The 18,898-nt window shown below is 70.7% G+C and carries 17 protein-coding genes and 1 pseudogene; 15 read left to right on the top strand and 3 right to left on the bottom strand.

The features are described 5' to 3' along the window. The first annotated feature begins 2 nt into the window (after positions 1-2). The 6 genes from OG753_RS15940 (at position 3) to galE (ending at position 5,739) form a co-directional block, all read left to right on the top strand. Complete coding sequence (locus OG753_RS15940) at positions 3-527, top strand: hypothetical protein (protein WP_405788861.1); 525 nt, start codon at positions 3-5, stop codon at positions 525-527. Between the two features lie 205 nt (positions 528-732). Next, positions 733-1,053 carry a 50S ribosomal protein L21 gene (gene rplU / locus OG753_RS15935; RefSeq protein ID WP_030715748.1) on the top strand — a complete coding sequence of 107 codons (321 nt, stop codon included), beginning with the start codon at positions 733-735 and terminating at the stop codon, positions 1,051-1,053. 13 nt (positions 1,054-1,066) lie between these two features. Beyond that, positions 1,067-1,321: a 50S ribosomal protein L27 gene (rpmA, locus tag OG753_RS15930; protein ID WP_030027134.1), complete on the top strand. Its 255-nt coding sequence runs from the start codon at positions 1,067-1,069 to the stop codon at positions 1,319-1,321. A 177-nt stretch (positions 1,322-1,498) separates the two neighbouring features. Further along, complete coding sequence (gene obgE / locus OG753_RS15925) at positions 1,499-2,944, top strand: GTPase ObgE (RefSeq protein ID WP_401280678.1); 1,446 nt, start codon at positions 1,499-1,501, stop codon at positions 2,942-2,944. Between the two features lie 70 nt (positions 2,945-3,014). Next, the gene (locus OG753_RS15920) at positions 3,015-4,643 is read left to right on the top strand and encodes a glycosyltransferase family 2 protein (RefSeq protein ID WP_405788858.1); all 1,629 of its coding nucleotides are present in this window, start codon (positions 3,015-3,017) and stop codon (positions 4,641-4,643) included. An 82-nt stretch (positions 4,644-4,725) separates the two neighbouring features. Continuing rightward, on the top strand, positions 4,726-5,739 hold the full coding sequence (gene galE, locus OG753_RS15915; RefSeq protein WP_327262443.1) for a UDP-glucose 4-epimerase GalE: 1,014 nt from the start codon (positions 4,726-4,728) through the stop codon (positions 5,737-5,739). Positions 5,740-5,819: 80 nt separating this feature from the next. Here galE and OG753_RS15910 read toward each other — a convergent pair whose 3' ends face one another. Both OG753_RS15910 and OG753_RS15905 read right to left on the bottom strand, forming a co-directional pair. After that, on the bottom strand, positions 5,820-6,992 hold the full coding sequence (locus OG753_RS15910) for a glycosyltransferase (RefSeq protein ID WP_327262442.1): 1,173 nt from the start codon (positions 6,990-6,992) through the stop codon (positions 5,820-5,822). Then, complete coding sequence (locus OG753_RS15905) at positions 6,989-9,868, bottom strand: CDP-glycerol glycerophosphotransferase family protein (RefSeq protein ID WP_405788856.1); 2,880 nt, start codon at positions 9,866-9,868, stop codon at positions 6,989-6,991. The genes OG753_RS15910 and OG753_RS15905 overlap by 4 nt, the downstream gene beginning before the upstream one ends. A gap of 189 nt (positions 9,869-10,057) precedes the next feature. Between OG753_RS15905 and OG753_RS15900 the strand changes: the two genes are divergently transcribed. The 7 genes and pseudogenes from OG753_RS15900 to OG753_RS15870 all read left to right on the top strand — a co-directional run bounded on the left by OG753_RS15900 (position 10,058) and on the right by OG753_RS15870 (position 16,824). Then, complete coding sequence (locus OG753_RS15900) at positions 10,058-11,071, top strand: glycosyltransferase family 2 protein (RefSeq protein WP_405788855.1); 1,014 nt, start codon at positions 10,058-10,060, stop codon at positions 11,069-11,071. Further along, positions 11,068-11,496 (top strand): annotated as a pseudogene (locus tag OG753_RS15895) (GtrA family protein); the annotation flags it as partial. The gene OG753_RS15900 and the pseudogene OG753_RS15895, both read left to right, overlap by 4 nt. Positions 11,497-11,716: 220 nt before the next feature. Then, entirely contained in the window at positions 11,717-12,844 is a 1,128-nt protein-coding gene (gene proB, locus OG753_RS15890; protein WP_327262439.1) for a glutamate 5-kinase, read from the top strand. 34 nt (positions 12,845-12,878) lie between these two features. Beyond that, on the top strand, positions 12,879-13,346 hold the full coding sequence (locus OG753_RS15885) for a hypothetical protein (protein WP_327266776.1): 468 nt from the start codon (positions 12,879-12,881) through the stop codon (positions 13,344-13,346). A 345-nt stretch (positions 13,347-13,691) separates the two neighbouring features. Further along, positions 13,692-14,969, top strand: coding sequence for a glutamate-5-semialdehyde dehydrogenase (locus OG753_RS15880; protein ID WP_327262438.1), 1,278 nt, complete (start codon positions 13,692-13,694; stop codon positions 14,967-14,969). Positions 14,970-15,046: 77 nt separating this feature from the next. Then, the gene (locus OG753_RS15875) at positions 15,047-15,592 is read left to right on the top strand and encodes a hypothetical protein (protein WP_405788854.1); all 546 of its coding nucleotides are present in this window, start codon (positions 15,047-15,049) and stop codon (positions 15,590-15,592) included. Between the two features lie 68 nt (positions 15,593-15,660). After that, positions 15,661-16,824: a hypothetical protein gene (locus tag OG753_RS15870; protein ID WP_405788853.1), complete on the top strand. Its 1,164-nt coding sequence runs from the start codon at positions 15,661-15,663 to the stop codon at positions 16,822-16,824. On the opposite strand, the gene OG753_RS15865 is transcribed toward OG753_RS15870, so the two are convergent. Beyond that, positions 16,808-17,896 carry a M48 family metallopeptidase gene (locus tag OG753_RS15865; RefSeq protein WP_327262435.1) on the bottom strand — a complete coding sequence of 363 codons (1,089 nt, stop codon included), beginning with the start codon at positions 17,894-17,896 and terminating at the stop codon, positions 16,808-16,810. The two genes, OG753_RS15870 and OG753_RS15865, sit on opposite strands and share 17 nt — an antisense overlap. A 140-nt stretch (positions 17,897-18,036) precedes the next feature. Between OG753_RS15865 and OG753_RS15860 the strand changes: the two genes are divergently transcribed. Both OG753_RS15860 and nadD read left to right on the top strand, forming a co-directional pair. Next, positions 18,037-18,204: a hypothetical protein gene (locus tag OG753_RS15860; RefSeq protein ID WP_037631388.1), complete on the top strand. Its 168-nt coding sequence runs from the start codon at positions 18,037-18,039 to the stop codon at positions 18,202-18,204. A gap of 63 nt (positions 18,205-18,267) precedes the next feature. Then, on the top strand, positions 18,268-18,885 hold the full coding sequence (gene nadD, locus OG753_RS15855) for a nicotinate-nucleotide adenylyltransferase (RefSeq protein ID WP_327262434.1): 618 nt from the start codon (positions 18,268-18,270) through the stop codon (positions 18,883-18,885). Positions 18,886-18,898 lie beyond the last annotated feature (13 nt).

Here is an 18,898-nt window from a genome sequence, read left to right as displayed (position 1 = left end):
GCGTGCAGCACGAAGAAGCACGGCAGCTGGTGGCGTCCCTGATCAGTGCCTCCGACGAGGTGTCGGTCGGGCGACGGGTGGACCAGATCGAAGAGCTGGTGGTCCCGGTCAACGGCGCCCTCCAGCCGGGTGCGGACGTGATGGCCGCGTGCCTCGTGTCCGGTCTCGCGACCGCGACTGCCGCTTCGCGGGCGGAGGTCCTGTACCTCCTTTTCCAGCTCGCTGCTGCGGTGGTCGAGGCCGACGACCCCGATTCCGTGCGCGAACTGCGTCGGGAGATCGAGAGGGGACTGCCGGCGTTCGAGGCGGTGGCGGATTCGGGTTCCGGCGAGGAGCGACTGGTCTGCATCGACCTGTTCTCCACGTGTGCACGCTTCAGCAGGTCTTGCTACGACCGAGCGGTCGAGGTCCTGCTGCGGCTGGCCGAGGCAGGGGCCGACCAGCGTGTGAGAGCGACGGTCGAGCTCGACGACCTGCGGGAGAACGGATATCCCGCGCGGTTCGACCCGTCGGTCCTCGGGTCGTAGCAGGCGACGGCGGTGTGTGATCGGGCCCCGGTTTGACCCATCAAACCGGGGCCCGTAACCTGGGTCGCTGGCGTGTCTATGTGCACGCCATCCACTGAGCACCTCACCTCCCGTACCGCCTCGCGGCGCGGGGGAGGCCGGCCTGCGGTTCCCGCGGGGCCGGCTGGCTTCAGGGGTTCCCGAATCGAGCGAGAGAGAGATCCGCGTGTACGCCATCGTGCGCAGCGGTGGTCGCCAGCACAAGGTTGCTGTTGGTGACATCGTTGAGGTTGACAAGATTTCCACTGCCAAGGTTGGCGACACGGTCGAGCTCTCGACCCTGCTCGTTGTCGATGGCGACGCCGTGACCAGCGACCCGTGGGTCCTGGCCGGTATCAAGGTCACGGCCGAGATTGTGGACCACCACAAGGGCGCCAAGATCGACATCCTGCGCTACAAGAACAAGACCGGCTACCGCCGTCGCCAGGGTCACCGCCAGCAGTACACGGCGATCAAGGTCACCGGTATCCCCGCGGCTGCGAAGTAAGAGGGACTGAGACATGGCACACAAGAAGGGCGCATCGTCCACCCGGAACGGGCGCGATTCCAATGCTCAGCGGCTCGGCGTGAAGCGCTTCGGCGGTCAGGTCGTTTCCGCTGGTGAGATCCTCGTCCGCCAGCGCGGCACCCACTTCCACCCCGGTTCGGGTGTGGGCCGTGGCGGCGACGACACGCTGTTCGCGCTGCAGGCGGGTGCCGTTCAGTTCGGCACGCACCGTGGCCGCAAGGTCGTCAACATCGTTCCGGCCGCCTGATCCAGCTTCTGCTGATCAAGCGTACGTAACTTCCCGAGGGCGGATCTCAGCTCTTTCCGGCGCGAGCCGGGAAGAGAGGTCCGCCCTCGGCGCGTTGTCACATAGACACGTTTAATGGGCAGCAAGGCCTGCCACCGGATTTTCCGGACTATTCCCGCTGTATCTGGAGGAACACCCATGACCACCTTCGTGGACCGCGTCGAGCTGCACGTCGCCGCGGGTAACGGGGGCCACGGCTGCGCCTCCGTTCACCGGGAGAAGTTCAAGCCGCTCGGCGGCCCCGACGGTGGCAACGGCGGCCGTGGCGGCGACGTCATTCTGGTGGTGGAGCAGTCGATCACCACCCTGCTCGACTACCACCACAGCCCGCACCGCAAGGCCACCAACGGCCAGCCCGGCGCCGGCGACAACCGCTCCGGCAAGGACGGACAGGACCTGATCCTGCCCGTGCCGGACGGCACCGTCGTGCTCGACAAGGAGGGCAACGTCCTCGCCGACCTCGTCGGCCAGGGCACCACCTACGTCGCGGGCGAGGGCGGCCGCGGAGGCCTCGGCAACGCCGCGCTCTCCTCCGCCCGCCGCAAGGCCCCCGGCTTCGCGCTCCTCGGCGTCCCCGGCACCACCGGCGACATCGTCCTGGAGCTCAAGACCGTCGCCGACGTGGCGCTGGTCGGCTTCCCGAGCGCCGGCAAGTCCTCGCTGATCTCGGTGCTCTCCTCGGCCAAGCCGAAGATCGCGGACTACCCCTTCACCACCCTCGTCCCGAACCTGGGCGTCGTGACGGCCGGCTCGACCGTCTACACGATCGCCGACGTCCCGGGCCTGATCCCCGGCGCCAGCCAGGGCCGTGGCCTGGGCCTGGAGTTCCTGCGCCACGTCGAGCGCTGCTCGGTGCTGGTGCACGTCCTGGACACCGCCACGCTGGAGTCCGACCGCGACCCGATCGCCGACCTCGACGTCATCGAGGAGGAGCTCAGGCTCTACGGCGGCGGCCTGGAGAAGCGTCCGCGTCTCGTCGTCCTCAACAAGGTCGACATCCCGGACGGCCAGGAGCTCGCCGACATGGTCCGCCCGGACCTGGAGGCCCGCGGCTACAAGGTCTTCGAGGTCTCCGCGGTCGCCCGTACCGGCCTGAAGGAGCTCTCCTACTTCCTCGCCGAGGTCATCGCCAAGGCCCGTGCCCGCAAGCCGAAGGAGGAGGCGACCCGTATCGTCATCCGCCCGAAGGCTGTCGACGACTCCGGCTTCACCGTCACCTACGACGAGGCCGAGGACGTCTACAAGGTGCGTGGCGAGAAGCCCGAGCGCTGGGTCCGCCAGACCGACTTCAACAACGACGAGGCCGTCGGCTACCTCGCGGACCGCCTCAACCGCCTCGGCGTCGAGGACGCGCTCAAGAAGGCCGGCGCCCGCGCCGGTGACGGCGTGGCCATCGGCTCCGACGAGAACTCCGTCGTCTTCGACTGGGAGCCGACCATGATGGCCGGTGCCGAGATGCTGGGCCGCCGCGGTGAGGACCACCGCCTGGATGCTCCGCGCCCGGCCACGACTCGCCGCAAGGAGAAGGACGCCAAGCGCGGCGACTCGGCGCAGCAGGAGTACGACGAGTTCCGGCCGTTCTGATTCCTTCCCGAGGGACATGTGCCCGGAAGGTTTGAAGGCGCCTTTACGCCGGTCGCCTAGGATCTTCCGGGTGAACAGCAGCAACCTCCCCACGGTTTCCGTCGTGGTCATCGCGTACAACGACGCCGGGCTCGTGGGCGAGGCCGTTTCCTCGGCCCTCGCCCAGGGCCCGGTGGTCACCGAGGTCATCGCGGTGAACGACGCCTCGTCCGACGGCACCGCTCAGGTGCTGGACGAGCTGGCCGCCGTCCACCCCCGCCTCAAGGTGGTGCACCGGACGGAGAACAGCGGAGGGTGCGGCACCCCGCGCAACGACGGGATCGCGGCCGCGTCCGGCCGGTACGTCCTCTTCCTCGACAGCGACGACATCCTGCCGGCGGGGGCGGCCGACGCCCTGGTCCGCACGGCAGGGGAACACGGCGCCCCGGTCACCGTGGGCGCCGCGGTACGGCGGGAGCTGCCACAGGGCCACGACGTGCCGTGGATGCCCGGACTCCACACCCCGGGCGATGTGATCGAACGCCCGGCGGACCGGCCCGATCTCGTCCGCGACACACTCTGCGTCAACAAGCTGTACGAGCGCGCCTTCCTCGAGGAGCACGGGCTGCGCTTCCCCGACGGCCGGTTCGTCTACGAGGACTTCGTCTTCACCGCCCGCGTGCTCGCCGCGGCCCCCCGCATCGCCGTCACCGGCGACCTCGTCTACGTCTGGCACGTGCGCCGCAGCGCCGCCCAGAAGTCGATCTCCCTGGACCGCAAGGACGTCGGGAACTGGCGCTCGCGCGTCGAGGCGCACCGCACGGCCGCCCGGATCCTCTCCGAGGCCTCCCCGCTGCTGGGCAGCGCCTGCCGCGTGAAGTTCCTGGAGTACGACCTGCGCATGTACCTGCGCGAGCTCGGCCGCGACCCCGAGTACCAGGCCGCCTGGTGGACCCTGACCCGGGAGTACGTCGACACCTTCCCCGAGGCCGACATCGAGTCCGCCGCGGCCCATGCCCGCTGGATCGTCTCCGTGCTGCGCGCCACCCCCACCCCGCCCGCCGACGTCGAGCGGCTCACCCGGCTCGCCGCCGAACCGCCGCGGCTGCTGCCCCCGTACGCGAACGGCCCCTCCGGCGAGCCCGTGTGGAGCGACGAGCTCCCGGTGGAGCTGGCCGGCCTGCGCACGCTGCCGGTCGCCGGGCTGCCCGTCACCGTCGACGCCGAACCGGCCGGCCGCGGCGCCGTCCGGATCCGCGTGCACGACCTGTACGGGCGCCTCGCCGAGGCGGGGCCCGTCACCGCGCAGCTGAGCTTCATGGCCCGTGCGGGAGGCGAGGCGGTCCTGGCGCAGCCGGTCGAACTGAAGCCCGATCCCGACCCCGGCCACGGCGGCGGCTGGATCGCCGTTCTGCCCTTCCGCCTCGCCGATCTGGCCGTCACCGGCCGCCGCCGGGGGCTGCGCAGGATGCAGGCGTGGAACGTCGGGGTGGGCGTGCGGTGCGCCGACGGGAGCTCGGTGTTCACCTCCTTGCGCCCCCGGGGCCGGCTGCTCCGCCGCCAGGCGCTGCCCAGCAGCCGGTACGGTGTTCTGCTGGCGCAGCCCTACCGGACGGGGGCCGGTGCCCTCGCACTGCGCCTCGCGCCGGGTGCCGAGGGAGCGCTGGACCTCGTACGCAACCGCCTCCACCGGGCCCGGTCGGGCCGGGGGGCGGGCTGACGGCCCCGGACCGGGCCCGTGCGGGCCGGTTCACCCCACTGTGCTTCTCATCCCGAAGTCGGACAGGACCAAGGAGATACACATGACGTTTCTGATCACCGGTGGCGCCGGGTACATCGGCTCGCACGTCGTCCGCGCGATGATGCTCGCGGGGCAGGAGGTCGTCGTCCTCGACGACCTCTCCACGGGCAACGAGGACCGCGTGCCGGAAGGCGTCGGGCTGGTGGTCGGATCCGTCCTGGACCGGCTGGTCGTGGACGAGGTCATCCGCAAGCACAAGATCACCGGCGTGGTGCACCTCGCGGGCAAGAAGCAGGTCGGCGAGTCCGTCGAGAAGCCGATGCACTACTACCACGAGAACGTGCAGGGCCTCGCCGTCCTGCTGCAGGCCGTGGCCGACGCGGGCATCCGCAACTTCCTCTTCTCCTCCTCCGCCTCCGTCTACGGCATGCCCGACGTGGACCTGGTCACCGAGGACACCCCGTGCGCGCCGCTGAGCCCCTACGGCGAGACCAAGCTGGCCGGGGAGTGGCTGGTGCGCGCCGCGGGCAAGGCGCACGGCATCTCCACCGCCTGCCTGCGCTACTTCAACGTGGCGGGCGCCGCGACCCCCGAGCTCGCCGACACCGGCGTCTTCAACCTGGTCCCGATGGTCTTCGAGCGCTTCGACGCAGGCCAGGGCGCCAAGATCTTCGGTGACGACTACCCGACCCCGGACGGCACCTGCATCCGCGACTACATCCACGTCGAGGACCTCGCCGAGGCCCATGTGGCGGCCGCCCGCAAGCTCGCCGAGTGGGGCGCGGCCGGCGAGTACAAGGACCTCACCGTCAACATCGGGCGCGGCGAGGGCGTCTCCGTCGCCGAGATGGTCGCGCTGATGAACGAGATCACCGGCCACGACATCGCCCCCGTGATCAGCCCGCGCCGCCCCGGCGACCCGGCGAAGGTCGTGGCCTCGGCCGACCGGATCACCGGCGAGCTGGGCTGGAAGGCCCGCCACGACGTCCGCGAGATGGTCGCCTCCGCCTGGGCGGGCTGGGAGGCCAACAAGGTGGCCCGCCGGGACTCCCACCGGGACGTCCTCCAGGCCTGACCCGGCCGGCACATGCGCGAGCGGCCCGCCCCGGAAGGATCCGGGGCGGGCCGCTCGCACATGTCCACGGGACGCCGGGGTCAGCGCTCCAGGAAGGAGAACAGCTCTTCCCACCGGTCGGTGATCTCGGTGCTGGAGTAGCGCTGCACCGAACGGAAGGCGTTGTCCCCGAGCCGGTCGCGCAGTTCACGGTCGGACATCAGCACGCGCAGGTGCCCGGCCAGCTCCATCGTGTTGCCCAGCCGGGCCAGCAGCCCGTCCTCGCCGTGCTCGACGATCTCCCGTACGCCGGGAGCGCAGTCGAAGGCGGCCGCCGGCACGCCCGCGGCCATCGCCTCCAGCAGCGTGATCGGGAACCCCTCGGCCCGTGAGGCCTGGGCGAAGACGGAGGCGGCGCACAGCGCGCCCAGCACGTCGTCGGTGCTGCCCATCCACTCCACGGAGTCGTCCACGCCGAGCGAGGTGCAGTGCGCCTTCAGCGTCGCCTCCTCCATGCCCGCCCCGTAGATCCGCAGGGTCCAGTCGGGGTGGTGCGGTGCCACGTCCGCCCACGCGTCCAGCAGCAGGTCGACGCCCTTCTCGAAGGCGAGGCGGCCGACGGACGCCACGACCTTCTCCGTGCGCGGAGCGGGGGAGGCGGGCATGAACGGCAGCGGGTTCGGCATGCTCCCGACGTTCTCCATGCCCGACCGGATCCACAGGTCCGCGTCCTCGGGAGTCAGCACCAGCAGCCGGTCGACCTGCGGGTAGAAGCGGCGGACCCGCTCCCCGCGGGTGGACTTCTGGCTGGCCTCGAACGACTCGTGGCTCATTCCGATGACGGAGAGCCCCTTGGTGTCGGCGAGCGCCACCCACTCCATCGCCCAGACCTGGGTGACGATGACCACACCGCCCGGGCGGGCCGCGCGCAGCAGCTCGCTCAGCTGCTCGGCCTTGGCCCGCATCAGCGCACGCCGCGCCGACTGGCGGCGCCGCTCGGGCGCGTTCAGCCGGCCCTTGATCCCGCGCAGCCGGCGGGCCGACGGCGGGTGGGTGTCGTAGAGCGTGGTCATCTCGTACGGCAGGTCCTGCGGCAGCTTCTGCCGGATCTCCTCGGCGACCGGGGCGATGCCCACGATGTGCACCCGGTGGCCGCGGTCGGTGAACTGCCGGGCCATCTGGTGCGACCAGGTGGTCACGCCGCCGAGCTCGTCGACGTTGTTGGAGACGATGAAGATGTCACGGCCGCCCGGGGTGGCGGTCTGCTGGCTCACTTGCCGCTCCTGGTGAAGAACTTCTCTACGATCTGGCGGGCCGCGTCCCCGCGGTCGTACTCGCCGAACTCGACGAGGAAACGCTGCCGCGCCTGGGCGTACTTGGCGTCCGCCTCCTCGAAGGCGTCGAGCGCCTGCAGGAGCTCGTCCGCCGTGGCCACCACCGGGCCCGGGGCCTTCTCCTTCAGGTCGAAGTAGGTGCCGCGGATGTCGGTGGCGTACTCCTCGTAGTCGTACGCGAAGAACAGCATCGGCCGGTCCAGGACCGCGTAGTCGAACATCACGGACGAATAGTCGGTGATCAGACCGTCGGCGAGGGCCAGCAGCGGGGTGATGTCGTGGTGCCGGGACACGTCGACGACCCGGCCCGCGACGGACGGCGGCAGCGAGACGCTGTTGAGGTAGTGCGTCCGCACCAGCAGCGTGAAGCGGTCACCGAGCCGGTCCGCGAACTCCTCGACGTCGAAGGGGAAGGTGAAGCCCTCCACCGTGCCGTCCGCGCCCGCCCGGAAGGTCGGCGCGTACAGCAGCACCTTCTTGTCCGGGTCGATGCCGAGCTCGCCCGCGAGCGGGCCGCGCACCCGCTCACCGCTGTTCGCCTCGGTCCGGTGCGCCTCGACGAGGGCGTCGTTGCGCGGGTAGCCCGTGCGCAGCAGCACCTCGTCGCGCAGCCGGAAGCCCTTGGCGAGCGTGCGGGTGTCGTGCTCGGAGCGGATCAGGAAGTGGTCGAAGCGGTCCACGGCGGCCTGGAAGCGGGCCTGGCCGGCCCGGCCCTGCGCCTTGGTCCGGGGCTCGTGGAAGCCCATCCGCTTGAGCGCCGAGCCGTGCCAGGTCTGGATGTACGTGGTCCCCGGGCGCTTGGCGAGCGCCAGCGGGAAGCCCTGGTTGTCGACCCAGAACTCGGCCTGGGCCAGGGCGCGCAGGTACTGCCAGCTCCACCGCTTGACCAGGGTGGCCTCCTTGGGGAAGCCGGTGGGCTTGGCGCCCGCGTACGACCAGATCGCCTCGAACGGCACGCCCTGGTGGACCATCTCCTCGTAGATCGCCTTGGGGCTGTCGCTGTACTGCTTGCCCATGTGGCTCTCGAAGACGACCGTGCCCTTCTTGATCGGCAGCTTCGAGAAGACCTCGTGGTAGATCTTCACCTTCTGCTCGCCGGAGCCGATGTTCCGGCGGGCCCGCAGCGCCTTGCGCAGACCCCGCTTGACCACGCCCGCTGCCTTGCCCTGTATGGCGTTGTTGATCAGCGACTGGGTGCGGACGGCGGCGGCGCCCTCGGCGCTCAGCACGTAGCTGAGGTTGCCCTTCTTGGTCACCTCGGGCCCGAAGCGGTCGGAGACCAGCCGGGTCAGCCGGGGCCGCACGCGCAGCCGGGCCGCCGAGTCCAGGTCGACGCCGCCGACCGAGACGCGGGTGGTGATCCGCTCGCCGCCCGCGGTCAGCTTGAGGCGGACGTCCCAAACGGCGTCGATGATGCCGAGGGGGCGGACGGTGCTCGCGACGTCGGCGGTGACGGTCCACTCGATCGTGTCACCGGCGTGGCGCACGGCTGCCGCCGGGAAGCTGAAGGACCGCACCCCGATCTGCCGGCGGGCCCGGAACTCGAGCGTGGCCTTGAGGTCGGCGTCCTGCGGGATCCGGCCCAGGGGGTTCACGACGGAGCCGGACAGCGTGACCGTGCCGCGGCCGTCGTCCTCGTAGGAGGTCAGGCGGTTGCCGACGGTGAGGGAGGTGAGCGGCGTGGTGTGGAAGGCCTGCTCGGTGACGTCCAGTATCCGGCGGGCCTCGTCGGCGTCGGGACCGTCGATGTGCTGCGCGCACCAGTAGACGCGGCCGTCGCGCTCGGCGAGCGGGGAGGTGAGCCGGCCCTTGTTGGTCATGGCGTCGGCGGCCGGGAGCAGGTTGTCCCAGTCCTCCTTGCCCAGCAGGTAGGCGCAGATCGCCTGGAGGTACGTGACGTTCTCGTACGCGGCCGGGTCGATGCCCGCCAGGTAGCCGTTGGCGAGGCGGGCGAACTCCTGGCGGTACTCGTCGCTCAGCAGCGGCAGGTCGCGCAGGTGCAGCACCAGGTCGTGCTTGAGGAACTTGGCGTCCTTCGCGGACTTGATGTCCGTATGACCCTTTTCGGCCAGCAGGGCGTCAACACGGCGGTGGATCTCCATCCGGTGGACGAAGTTCGCGATTTCGTGGCGCCGGTTGCTGATCGACTTGGCCGCGGCCTTCTCGACCACGTTCCAGAAGTAGACGTGGTTCGGGATCAGCGTGATGCGACGGGCGGCCACATAGGCCTGCGCGGAGAACAGCAGGTCCTCGTAGTGGATGCCGACCGGGAACTGAAGGCCCTGCTCCAGCAGGAACTCGCGCCGGTAGCACTTGTTCGTGGAGAGGGTGTCGTACACCAGCAGGTCGGGGAACTCGGTGATCGATTCCAGCGTGCGGGTGCGCGAGTAGATCCAGGGGTACCACTCGGTGGTCTTGCCCCACCGGTTGTCGAGGTGCACGCGCACGCACATGCCCGAGACCAGGTCGGATCCGGTCCGCTCGGCGGCGTCCAGCATGTTCCGGCAGGCGTTGCGCTCCAGCACGTCGTCGCTGTCGAGGAACATCACGTACGTTCCGGTGGCCTGCTGGATGCCGTGATTGCGCGGCGCGCCGCAGCCGCCGCTGTTCTCCGGCAGCTGGAAGGCGCGCACCCTTCCGGGGTACTCGGACTCCAGTTCCTGGGCGACCGCGTACGAGTGGTCCTTGCTGCAGTCGTCGACGATCACGACTTCGACGCTGTGCAGGGTTTGGTCCAGAACCGACCGGACTGCTGTCGGCAGACGCTCTGCGTCGTTGTAGACGATGACGACCACGGAGACGTCGGGCACGTGCACCTCGATCCCTTCGTTTCGTTACGTTGAGCTCATTCGGATTCCGCTTATCTCGTCAAAGCTACCGTGTGCCGCCGTCGACTCCGGCAGCCCGACTCCCGCCCGACCCTCGCCGTGCATACTTCTAAGGAAGAGGTGAGGAACGGGTGTGGTCGTCGACAATCACCCGTTCGGACCCAGCAGGAAGTGTTCATGACGAAGCTTTCCGTAGTCGTCCCTTGCTACAACGAAGAAGCCGTCATCGACAGCTTCGACGTGGAGATCCGAAGAGTCCTGGACACCCTTTCCGTCGAGTACGAGGTCTGCTACGTCGACGACGGAAGCCGCGACGGCACGCTCGACAAGCTCCGGAAGATCGCCGCCGAGCACAGGGACCGGACCCGGTACGTCTCCTTCAGCCGCAACTTCGGCAAGGAGGCCGGCATGCTCGCGGGCCTGCGCGAGGCCACCGGCGAAGCCGTCGTGATCATGGACGCCGACCTGCAGCACCCGCCGGAACTCATCGCGACCATGCTGGAGCACTTCCGGCAGGGCCACGACCAGATCATCGCCCGCCGCACGCGCGAGGGTGACAAGAAGGTCCGCTCCGCCCTCAGCAGCCTCTACTACCGCGGCGTCAACCGCTGGGTGGACGTGGAACTCGCCGACGGCGTCGGCGACTTCCGCATGCTCTCGCGCCCGGCCGTCGACGCGCTGCTGTCGCTGCCGGAGTACAACCGCTTCTCCAAGGGCCTCTTCTCCTGGATCGGCTTCGACACCGTCCACTTCGACTACCGCAACGCGCAGCGCGAGGCCGGCGAGACGAAGTGGAAGTTCGGCTCCCTGCTGAACTACGGCATGGACGGCCTGATCTCCTTCAACAACAGGCCGCTGCGGATCGCCATCTGGTTCGGCGTGTCGCTTCTCTCCCTGACCGGCATGTACGCGCTGTGGATCACGACCGTCGCCATCACCAACGGCGTCGAGTCCCCGGGATACGTCACTCTTGTGGCCATCATCACGGGCCTGGGAGGCGTCCAGCTGATCATGCTGGGCCTGATCGGCGAGTACATCGGCCGTATCTACTACGAGACCAAGCGCAGGCCGCACTTCCTGGTCAAGGAGTCGCACGGCACGCAGCCGCAGCCGCAGCCGCTCCCGCGGACCGGGCCGCCGACGGCCGCCGTGATCGAGGAGCCGACGATCGTGGAGCGCAGCACCCGATGAGACGCGGGGAGCAGCTCGGCCAGATCTTCCGCTTCGCCCTGGTGGGCGCGGTCAACACCGGCACCTTCTTCGGCATCTACCTGCTCCTGCACCCGTGGATGCCGTACTTCGCCGCCTACTCCCTCGCCTTCCTCCTGGCCATGGTCGGCTCGTTCTTCATGAACACCTACTTCACCTACCGGACCCGGCCGACCTGGAAAAAGTTCCTCCTCTTCCCTCTGACGAACGTCACCAACTACGTCATCCAGTCGGCAGGCCTCTACGCCCTGGTGGCCTGGGCCGGGATGGACACCCGCATCGCCCCGCTCGTCGCGGCGATCGTGGCCATCCCGTTCACCTTCCTGCTCTCGCGCAAGATCCTCGTCCCGCGCGCCGCCCGTGCGGCCGCAGCGCAGGCGGGGGCCGGGGCGGAGCAGGAGCAGCAGGATCCGCAGGAGCAGCGACAGGACTCGCCGGGACCGGGACCGGGACCGGGGCAGGAGCCGGGTCCGGGGTCGGGGCCTGGTCCGGGGCCGGGTCCGTCCCGGCCCTCGTCGAGCCCGTCGAACTCGTCCACGGTCTGAAACCCCTGAGCGGCCCCGTCGGGCCACCCCGTAGATTGAGGTGGCAGGCAGTTCTTTGGGCAACAGGGGCAAGGGGACAGACGTGTCAGCGGCTAGGCAAGGTGTCGTGGACGCCCGCAGGATCGTGGTCAAGGTCGGATCCTCCTCCCTGACCACCGCAGCGGGCGGACTCGACGCCGACCGGGTGGACGCCCTGGTCGACGTCCTCGCCAAGGCCCGCAGCGGAGGCGAGAAGGAGATCGTCCTCGTCTCCAGCGGAGCCATCGCCGCCGGGCTCTCGCCGCTCGGCCTGCGCCGCCGCCCCAAGGACCTGGCCCGGCAGCAGGCCGCGGCGAGCGTCGGGCAGGGCCTGCTCGTCGCCCGTTACACCGCCTCCTTCGCCCGGTACGGCGTCCGCGTCGGCCAGGTGCTCCTCACCACCGACGACACCAGCCGCCGCGCCCACTACCGCAACGCCTACCGCACCCTCGACCAGCTCCTCGCCATGGGCGCCCTGCCCGTCGTCAACGAGAACGACACCGTCGCCACGGACGAGATCCGCTTCGGCGACAACGACCGGCTGGCGGCGCTGGTCGCCCACCTCGTCCGCGCGGACCTGCTCGTCCTCCTCTCCGACGTGGACGGCCTCTACGACGGCGACCCGTCCCAGCCCGGCACCACCCGCATCGAAGAGGTCCGCGGGCCCGAGGACATCGCGCACGTCTCCATCGGCAGCGCCGGTAAGGCGGGCGTGGGCACCGGCGGCATGGTCACCAAGGTCGAGGCGGCCCGGATCGCCGCCGCCGCCGGGATCCCGGTAGTGCTGACCTCCGCGAGCCAGGCGGCCGACGCCCTCGCCGGACGGGGGACCGGTACGCACTTCCACGCCACCGGGCGCCGCTCGGCGGACCGGCTGCTCTGGCTCCAGCACGCGTCCACCCCGCAGGGGCACCTGGTTCTGGACGAGGGAGCCGTCCGCGCGGTGACCGAGCGGGGCAGCTCGCTGCTGCCCGCGGGGATCGCGGCGGTCGAGGGCGACTTCGTCGCCGGGGACCCGGTGGAACTGCGCTCCGCCGACGGCCGCGCCGTGGCCCGGGGCCTGGTCAACTTCGACGCCAAGGAGCTTCCGCAGCTCCTCGGCCGCTCCACTCGCGAGCTCGCGCGGGAACTCGGACCCGCGTACGAGCGGGAGGTCGTACACCGGGACGATCTGGTCCTGCTGGAGGGCTGAGGTTCGTCAAAAGCGCAGCGCGGCGGCCCGTGGACTGGTCAACTGTGAGAGGCGGGCGGACCCGCGTGGCGGAGACAGGAGGCGGCTGGTGGGACGAGCGCTGACCAGCGTCGGCACAGGGGACGGTGACGGCGGCGGTGGCGGGGAGGAGCAGGATCACGCATCGCGCCTGTGGCACGTGACCCTCAGCGTCTCCGGCAAGCCGGCTCCGCTCTCCGAGGTCCGGCGCGGGCTGGAACAACTGGCCCACGACCATCCCTTCCTGCTGACCAGCCGGTACGCGGACGACCATGCGGAGATCCGCTACTGGGAAGAGGCCCGCGACCTCCACGACGCGGCGGCCGTCGCCCTGCGGCTGTGGGGCGAACACCGCTCCTCGGCGCAGCTCCCGCCCTGGGAGATCGTCGGCCTGGAGGTCATCGACCGCGCCACCTACCACCAACGCGTGGCGGAGGGCTACGGCCCACCCCCGGCCCACCCGGTGGGCGTCCACCCGTACTAACTCCAGCCCCGCCGGCGATTGAGGCCCGGGGCCCAACCCGGCCCCGTCGACGTTCGCAGCACGGGACCCAACCCGGCCTGCCGACGTGCGGGGCACGGGGGCCCAACCCAGCCTCGCCGGCGTTCGGGGCACGGGGCCCAACCCAGCCTCGCCGGCGTTTGAGGCGCGGGGTGCGGGGCGGAGCCCCGGTCCTGTGCCCGCACAGCGCCACGGACCGGTACCGACCACCGGGTCCGGCTCCCGGGAGCGGCGCGGAGCACGGCCCCCCTGCTGACCCGGCCGGAGGCCGTCTCGCGGGGTGGAACCCCGGCCGTCCGCCCCGGCCCGGGGCTTACCCTGGGCGGCATGACCTCGCTCGATGCCGCCACCTCGCCCGTCCTCGCCACCGCGCAGCGGTCCCGTACCGCCGCCGCCGTCATCGCCCCACTCCCGCGGTCCGCCAAGGACACCGCCCTGCTGGCGATCGCGGACGCGCTGGAGGCCCGTACGGCCGAGATCATCGCCGCCAACGCCGTGGACACGGACAAGGCCCGCGCCGCCGGTACCAGCGAGACCGTCATCGACCGCCTCACGCTGACCCCTGAGCGGATCGCCGCCATCGCCTCCGACGTGCGTGACGTCGCTGCCCTCCCCGACCCCGTCGGCGAGGTCGTCCGCGGCAACACCCTCCCCAACGGCATCGACCTCCGGCAGATCCGCGTCCCGCTCGGCGTCGTCGGCATCATCTACGAGGCCCGCCCGAACGTCACCGTGGACGCCGCCGCCCTCTGCCTCAAGTCCGGCAACGCGGTTCTCCTGCGCGGCAGTTCCTCCGCCTACTCCTCCAATACCGCGCTCGTCGCCATCCTGCGGGACGCCGTGGAGAGCGCCGGCCTGCCCGCCGACGCGATCCAGCTCGTCCCCGGCGAGTCCCGAGACTCCGTCCGCGAGCTGATGCGCGCCCGCGGCCTCGTCGACGTGCTCATCCCGCGCGGTGGCGCCTCCCTCATCAAGACCGTGGTCGAGGAATCCACCGTCCCGGTCATCGAGACCGGTACCGGCAACTGCCACGTCTACGTCGACGCCCGGGCCGACCTGGACATGGCCGTGGACATCCTCATCAACTCCAAGGCCCAGCGGCCCTCCGTCTGCAACTCCGCCGAGACCCTCCTCGTGCACCGCGACATCGCCGACGCCTTCCTGCCGCGCGCCCTCGACGCGCTCGCCGACGCCGGCGTCACCGTCCACGGCGACGCACGGGTCCTCGCCGCCGCCGAGGGCGGCAAGGTCACCGCCCTGCCCGCCACGGACGAGGACTGGGCCGCCGAGTACCTGTCCTACGACATCGCCGCCGGCGTCGTGGACTCCCTCGACGATGCCGTCACCCACATCCGCCGCTGGACCTCCGGTCACACCGAGGCGATCGTCACCACCTCGCAGGCCGCCGCCCGCCGATTCACCCAGCTGGTCGACTCGACCACCGTCGCCGTGAATGCATCCACTCGGTTCACGGACGGTGGCCAGTTCGGCTTCGGCGCCGAGATCGGTATTTCCACCCAGAAGCTGCACGCCAGGGGCCCGATGGGCCTTCCCGAGCTGACCTCCACCAAGTACATCGTCACCGGCGACGGTCACATTCGGTAGTCAACCCCTGAGCGCGGTGTGGCCGGAATTCGGCGGACACCCTGCCCAAGGAGGCCCCCCAGGTCTAGGCTGTTCCTGTGCCGGACGACGTGGGGGGCAAGCCGTTCCCGGACGACGGGGAGCCCGACGACGACCGCGGAGGCGCGGATCACGACTTCGCCTCCGTGGTGTTCGACGAGGACTTCGTCCGGAACGCCGAGATCCATGAACCGAGCGCCGCCGAGCGCCAGCGGGCGGCCGACCGAGCGCGCGCGGAGGCCGAAGCCGCCCGTGCCGTCCCGGGCGGCTGGACGGGCGACGACGACGGCTACGGCTACGGCCACCCCGACGGGTACGACGACGACCACGGCTGGGACCACGAGCACGGTCACGGCTACCCGGACGGCCCGTACGGGGCCTACGGCGGCAGTCTGCGCCCCTACCGCGGCCGCGCCCCCTGGCTGCGCCCCGTCGCCTGGGTGCTCGCCTTCGTGATGGGGCTCGGGATGGTCGCGCTCGCCTTCAGCGCCGTCTACCGCAGTACGTCGGGCGAGGCGGACCCCGCTCCGGCGCCCGCCAGCACCCCCAGGAGCGAAGTCACTGGCGTCGGCGCGTTTACGTACCCCTCCGTTCGCCAACCCTGAAGGTACGACCCCACTCGCGTACGCCGGAGCCGGGGGCTTCTCTGAAGCGGGGACAGCGGGGAGAAGCGATGGCCGTGCCAGGAGATCCGCCCAACAGCACCCCCGAGGGCATGGGCGGGGGCGACGACGAATTCCGGTCGGACGAATACCGGTCGGTGGTGTTCGACGAGGACTTCGTCCGGGCTGCCCGGCTCCAGGAATACTCCGCACAGGAACGCATGGGCGAGCACGCCCGCGCGGTACGCAGCCGCTCCATCTGGTCCGGCAACGGCGCCGCGTCCCGGACCAGCACCCCCGGCCGGGGCGCCCGGCAGGGCATGCTGCTCGTGCTGCTCATCGCCACGGCCTTCGCCGTTGCCGTCTACATGGGGCTGCGCAACCCCTACGTGCCTCCACCCGGGGGACCCGCGCAGGCGCTCAGCAGCACGGTGGTCCCGCTCGCGCCGACCACCGTCGTGCCCGGCGGGCGACCCGCCGACCTGTACGCGAAGAGCCCCGCCGCCGACTACCGGGTCGGGGCGGCCGGCATCACCCTGCCCGCCGTGCGCCGCACGCACCACTTCACCGACGCCCAGGTCGTCGCCGCACTGTCCATCGCCAAGGACTACCTCGTGCAGTCCTCGCTGGACCCCGACATCCTCGCCGGAGCCGCTTCCCGCCCGGTGCGCGTCCTGCTCGACCCCGACCAGCTGGCGCAGTTCGACCGCAGCATGACCTCGCCCTCCGGTGACGGCCGGCACGCGGCCACCGGCTGGCTGGTCCGCTTCGACCAGGCCACCGCCGTCATGGCCGACTCACGCGTCCGGGTGAGCGGCTCCCTGGCCTTCGAGGAGGTGGCCCCGGACACGCTGGAGGTCACCACCGACCACACCTTCGTGTACGCCGTACGCCCGGCCACCGGGTCCCCGGCCGCGGCGGACGGCGCCTCGCTCTTCACCGTCCGGCGCGAGCTGCGGCTGCGCTTCGACCGGGACGACCTGGGGGCCCGGCGGCTGGAGCTGGCCTCGGCCTATGTGATGGCCGGGCCGCAGGACTGCTCCGCCGACCCGGCGGGGGCCTTCCGCCCGCTCCTGGCCGGAGCCGGCCCGACCACGGTGGGCCCGGCCGCGAGCGACCCGTACGCCAGCGGCCGGCCGCACCGCACGGCCGGGCTGTGCGGCGTACTGGCACCACCCGCGGCCCCGCAGACCCCGTCGGCCCCGCAGGCCGACCCGGTCAGCCCTGCTCCGTAGCCCCGCCCTTGCCCTCGGACGCCGTGCCTGCGCCGGAACCGCCCCCGGCACCGGCGCCGGTGAACTTGTCGCGGAGCTTGCCGCCCAGGTCGCCCGCGCCGCCCGCGATGTCGCCCACGAGCTTCATCAGCGGGTCCTTGCTGGTGCGCACCGTGTCGGCGTAGTGCGCGGCGGACTGCCGGAAGGAATCGGTCACCGAGGTGTCCTTGTCGTCCTCCCGCCGCGGGTAATGACCGTCCATGATCCGCTGGTGGTCGCGGCTCTCCGCCCACTTCTTCAGCTCGGCCGCCCGCACCGTCGTGAAGGGGTGGGTCCGCGGCAGCAGGTTGAGGATCTTCAGGACGGAGTCGCGCAGATCGCCGCTCGACTCGTACTCCTCGGCCTGGGCGAGGAAGGCGTCCACGTTCATCTCGTGGAGGTGGTTGCCGCCCGCGATCTTCATCAGCCCGCGCATGGAGGCCTGCACGTCCTGCCCCACGAGCAGCCCCGCCCGGTCGGCCGAGAGCTCCGACTTGCGGAACCACTCCCGCAGGGCGGTCACGATCGTCATGATCGCCACATTGCCCAGCGGGATCCACGCGATCTTCATCGCCAGGTTGGTCAGGAACAGCAGGATCGTGCGGTAGACCGCGTGCCCCGACAGCGCGTGCCCCACCTCGTGGCCCACCACGGCCCGCATCTCCTCCTCGTCGAGGAGCTCGACGAGACCGGTGGTCACCACGATGATCGGCTCGTCCAGCCCGATGCACATGGCGTTGGGGTTCGGGTCCTGCTGCACGTACATCTGCGGGACCTTCTCCAGGTCCAGGATGTAACAGGCGTCGCGCAGCATCGCGTACAGGTGCGGGAACTGCGTCTCGCCCACCCGCACCGATTCCGACAGGAACAGCAGCCGCAGGCTCCGCTCCGGAAGCAGCCCGCTCAGGGCCTTGAACACGGTGTCGAAGCCGCTCAGCCTGCGCAGAGCCACCAGCGCGGAGCGGTCCGCCGGATGCTCGTACGCCCTCGAGGAAATACCGGGAAACCTCCTGCGGTCCCGCGCCGGTGCCTTCTCGAAGCCTGTTTCCGTCATTGCGCCCTCCCCTGGATCGACCTGCTCGACGCTGCGTCTATCCTCTCCAACGCCTGAGTCTGCGTGAGCGTGCCCCAGGCCCCCGCATACGATGTGAGCGAAGTCTCCGTCCGCTCCCCGACTCGATAGGTACCTGCCTGATGAGCCTCTCCTCCACCGCCCACAACCTGGTCGTCCTCGCCTCGGAGGGGGCCGAGCAGCACGGCGGCAACCACGACAGCCTCAACCCGTACCTGACCGGCGGCGCCGCCTTCGTGATCCTCATGCTGATGCTCTGGGTGACCACGCGCCTGAACCGCGACCGCTGAGCCACTGAGCCCGCCGAGACCGCAGCGTCCGCAGCGTCCGCCGGGCCAGTAGGCTCTGCGCTCATGGGAGAGCAGGAGATGCCTACCGGTCCGGTCAAACGCCGGCTCGGCGTGATGGGCGGGACATTCGACCCGATCCATCACGGACACCTGGTGGCCGCCAGCGAGGTGGCCGCCCTTTTCCACCTCGACGAGGTGATGTTCGTGCCGACCGGCGAGCCGTGGCAGAAGTCGCAGCGCGCCGTGTCACCGGCCGAGGACCGCTACCTGATGACGGTCATCGCCACGGCATCGAACCCGCAGTTCTCGGTGAGCCGCATCGACATCGACCGCGGCGGGCCGACGTACACCATCGACACCCTGCGGGACCTGAAGGCACAGAACGACGACGCCGACCTGTTCTTCATCACCGGTGCCGACGCGCTCGCGCAGATCCTGACCTGGCGCAACGCCGACGAGCTCTTCTCGCTCTCCCACTTCATCGGAGTCACCCGGCCGGGCCACGTGCTCACCGACGACGGGCTCCCGGAGGGCGGCGTCTCCCTGGTGGAGGTCCCCGCGCTCGCGATCTCGTCCACCGACTGCCGGGCGAGGGTCGCCCAGGGGGATCCTGTCTGGTACCTGGTGCCGGATGGTGTCGTGCGTTACATCGACAAGCGTGAGCTGTACCGGGGAGCCTGAGCTTCCGGAGAGA

Source organism: Streptomyces sp. NBC_00029, from assembly GCF_045160505.1.
GTDB lineage: Bacteria > Actinomycetota > Actinomycetes > Streptomycetales > Streptomycetaceae > Streptomyces.
Note: the sequence above shows the minus strand (reverse complement) of the source record. Positions and strands in the feature narration are given on the sequence as shown.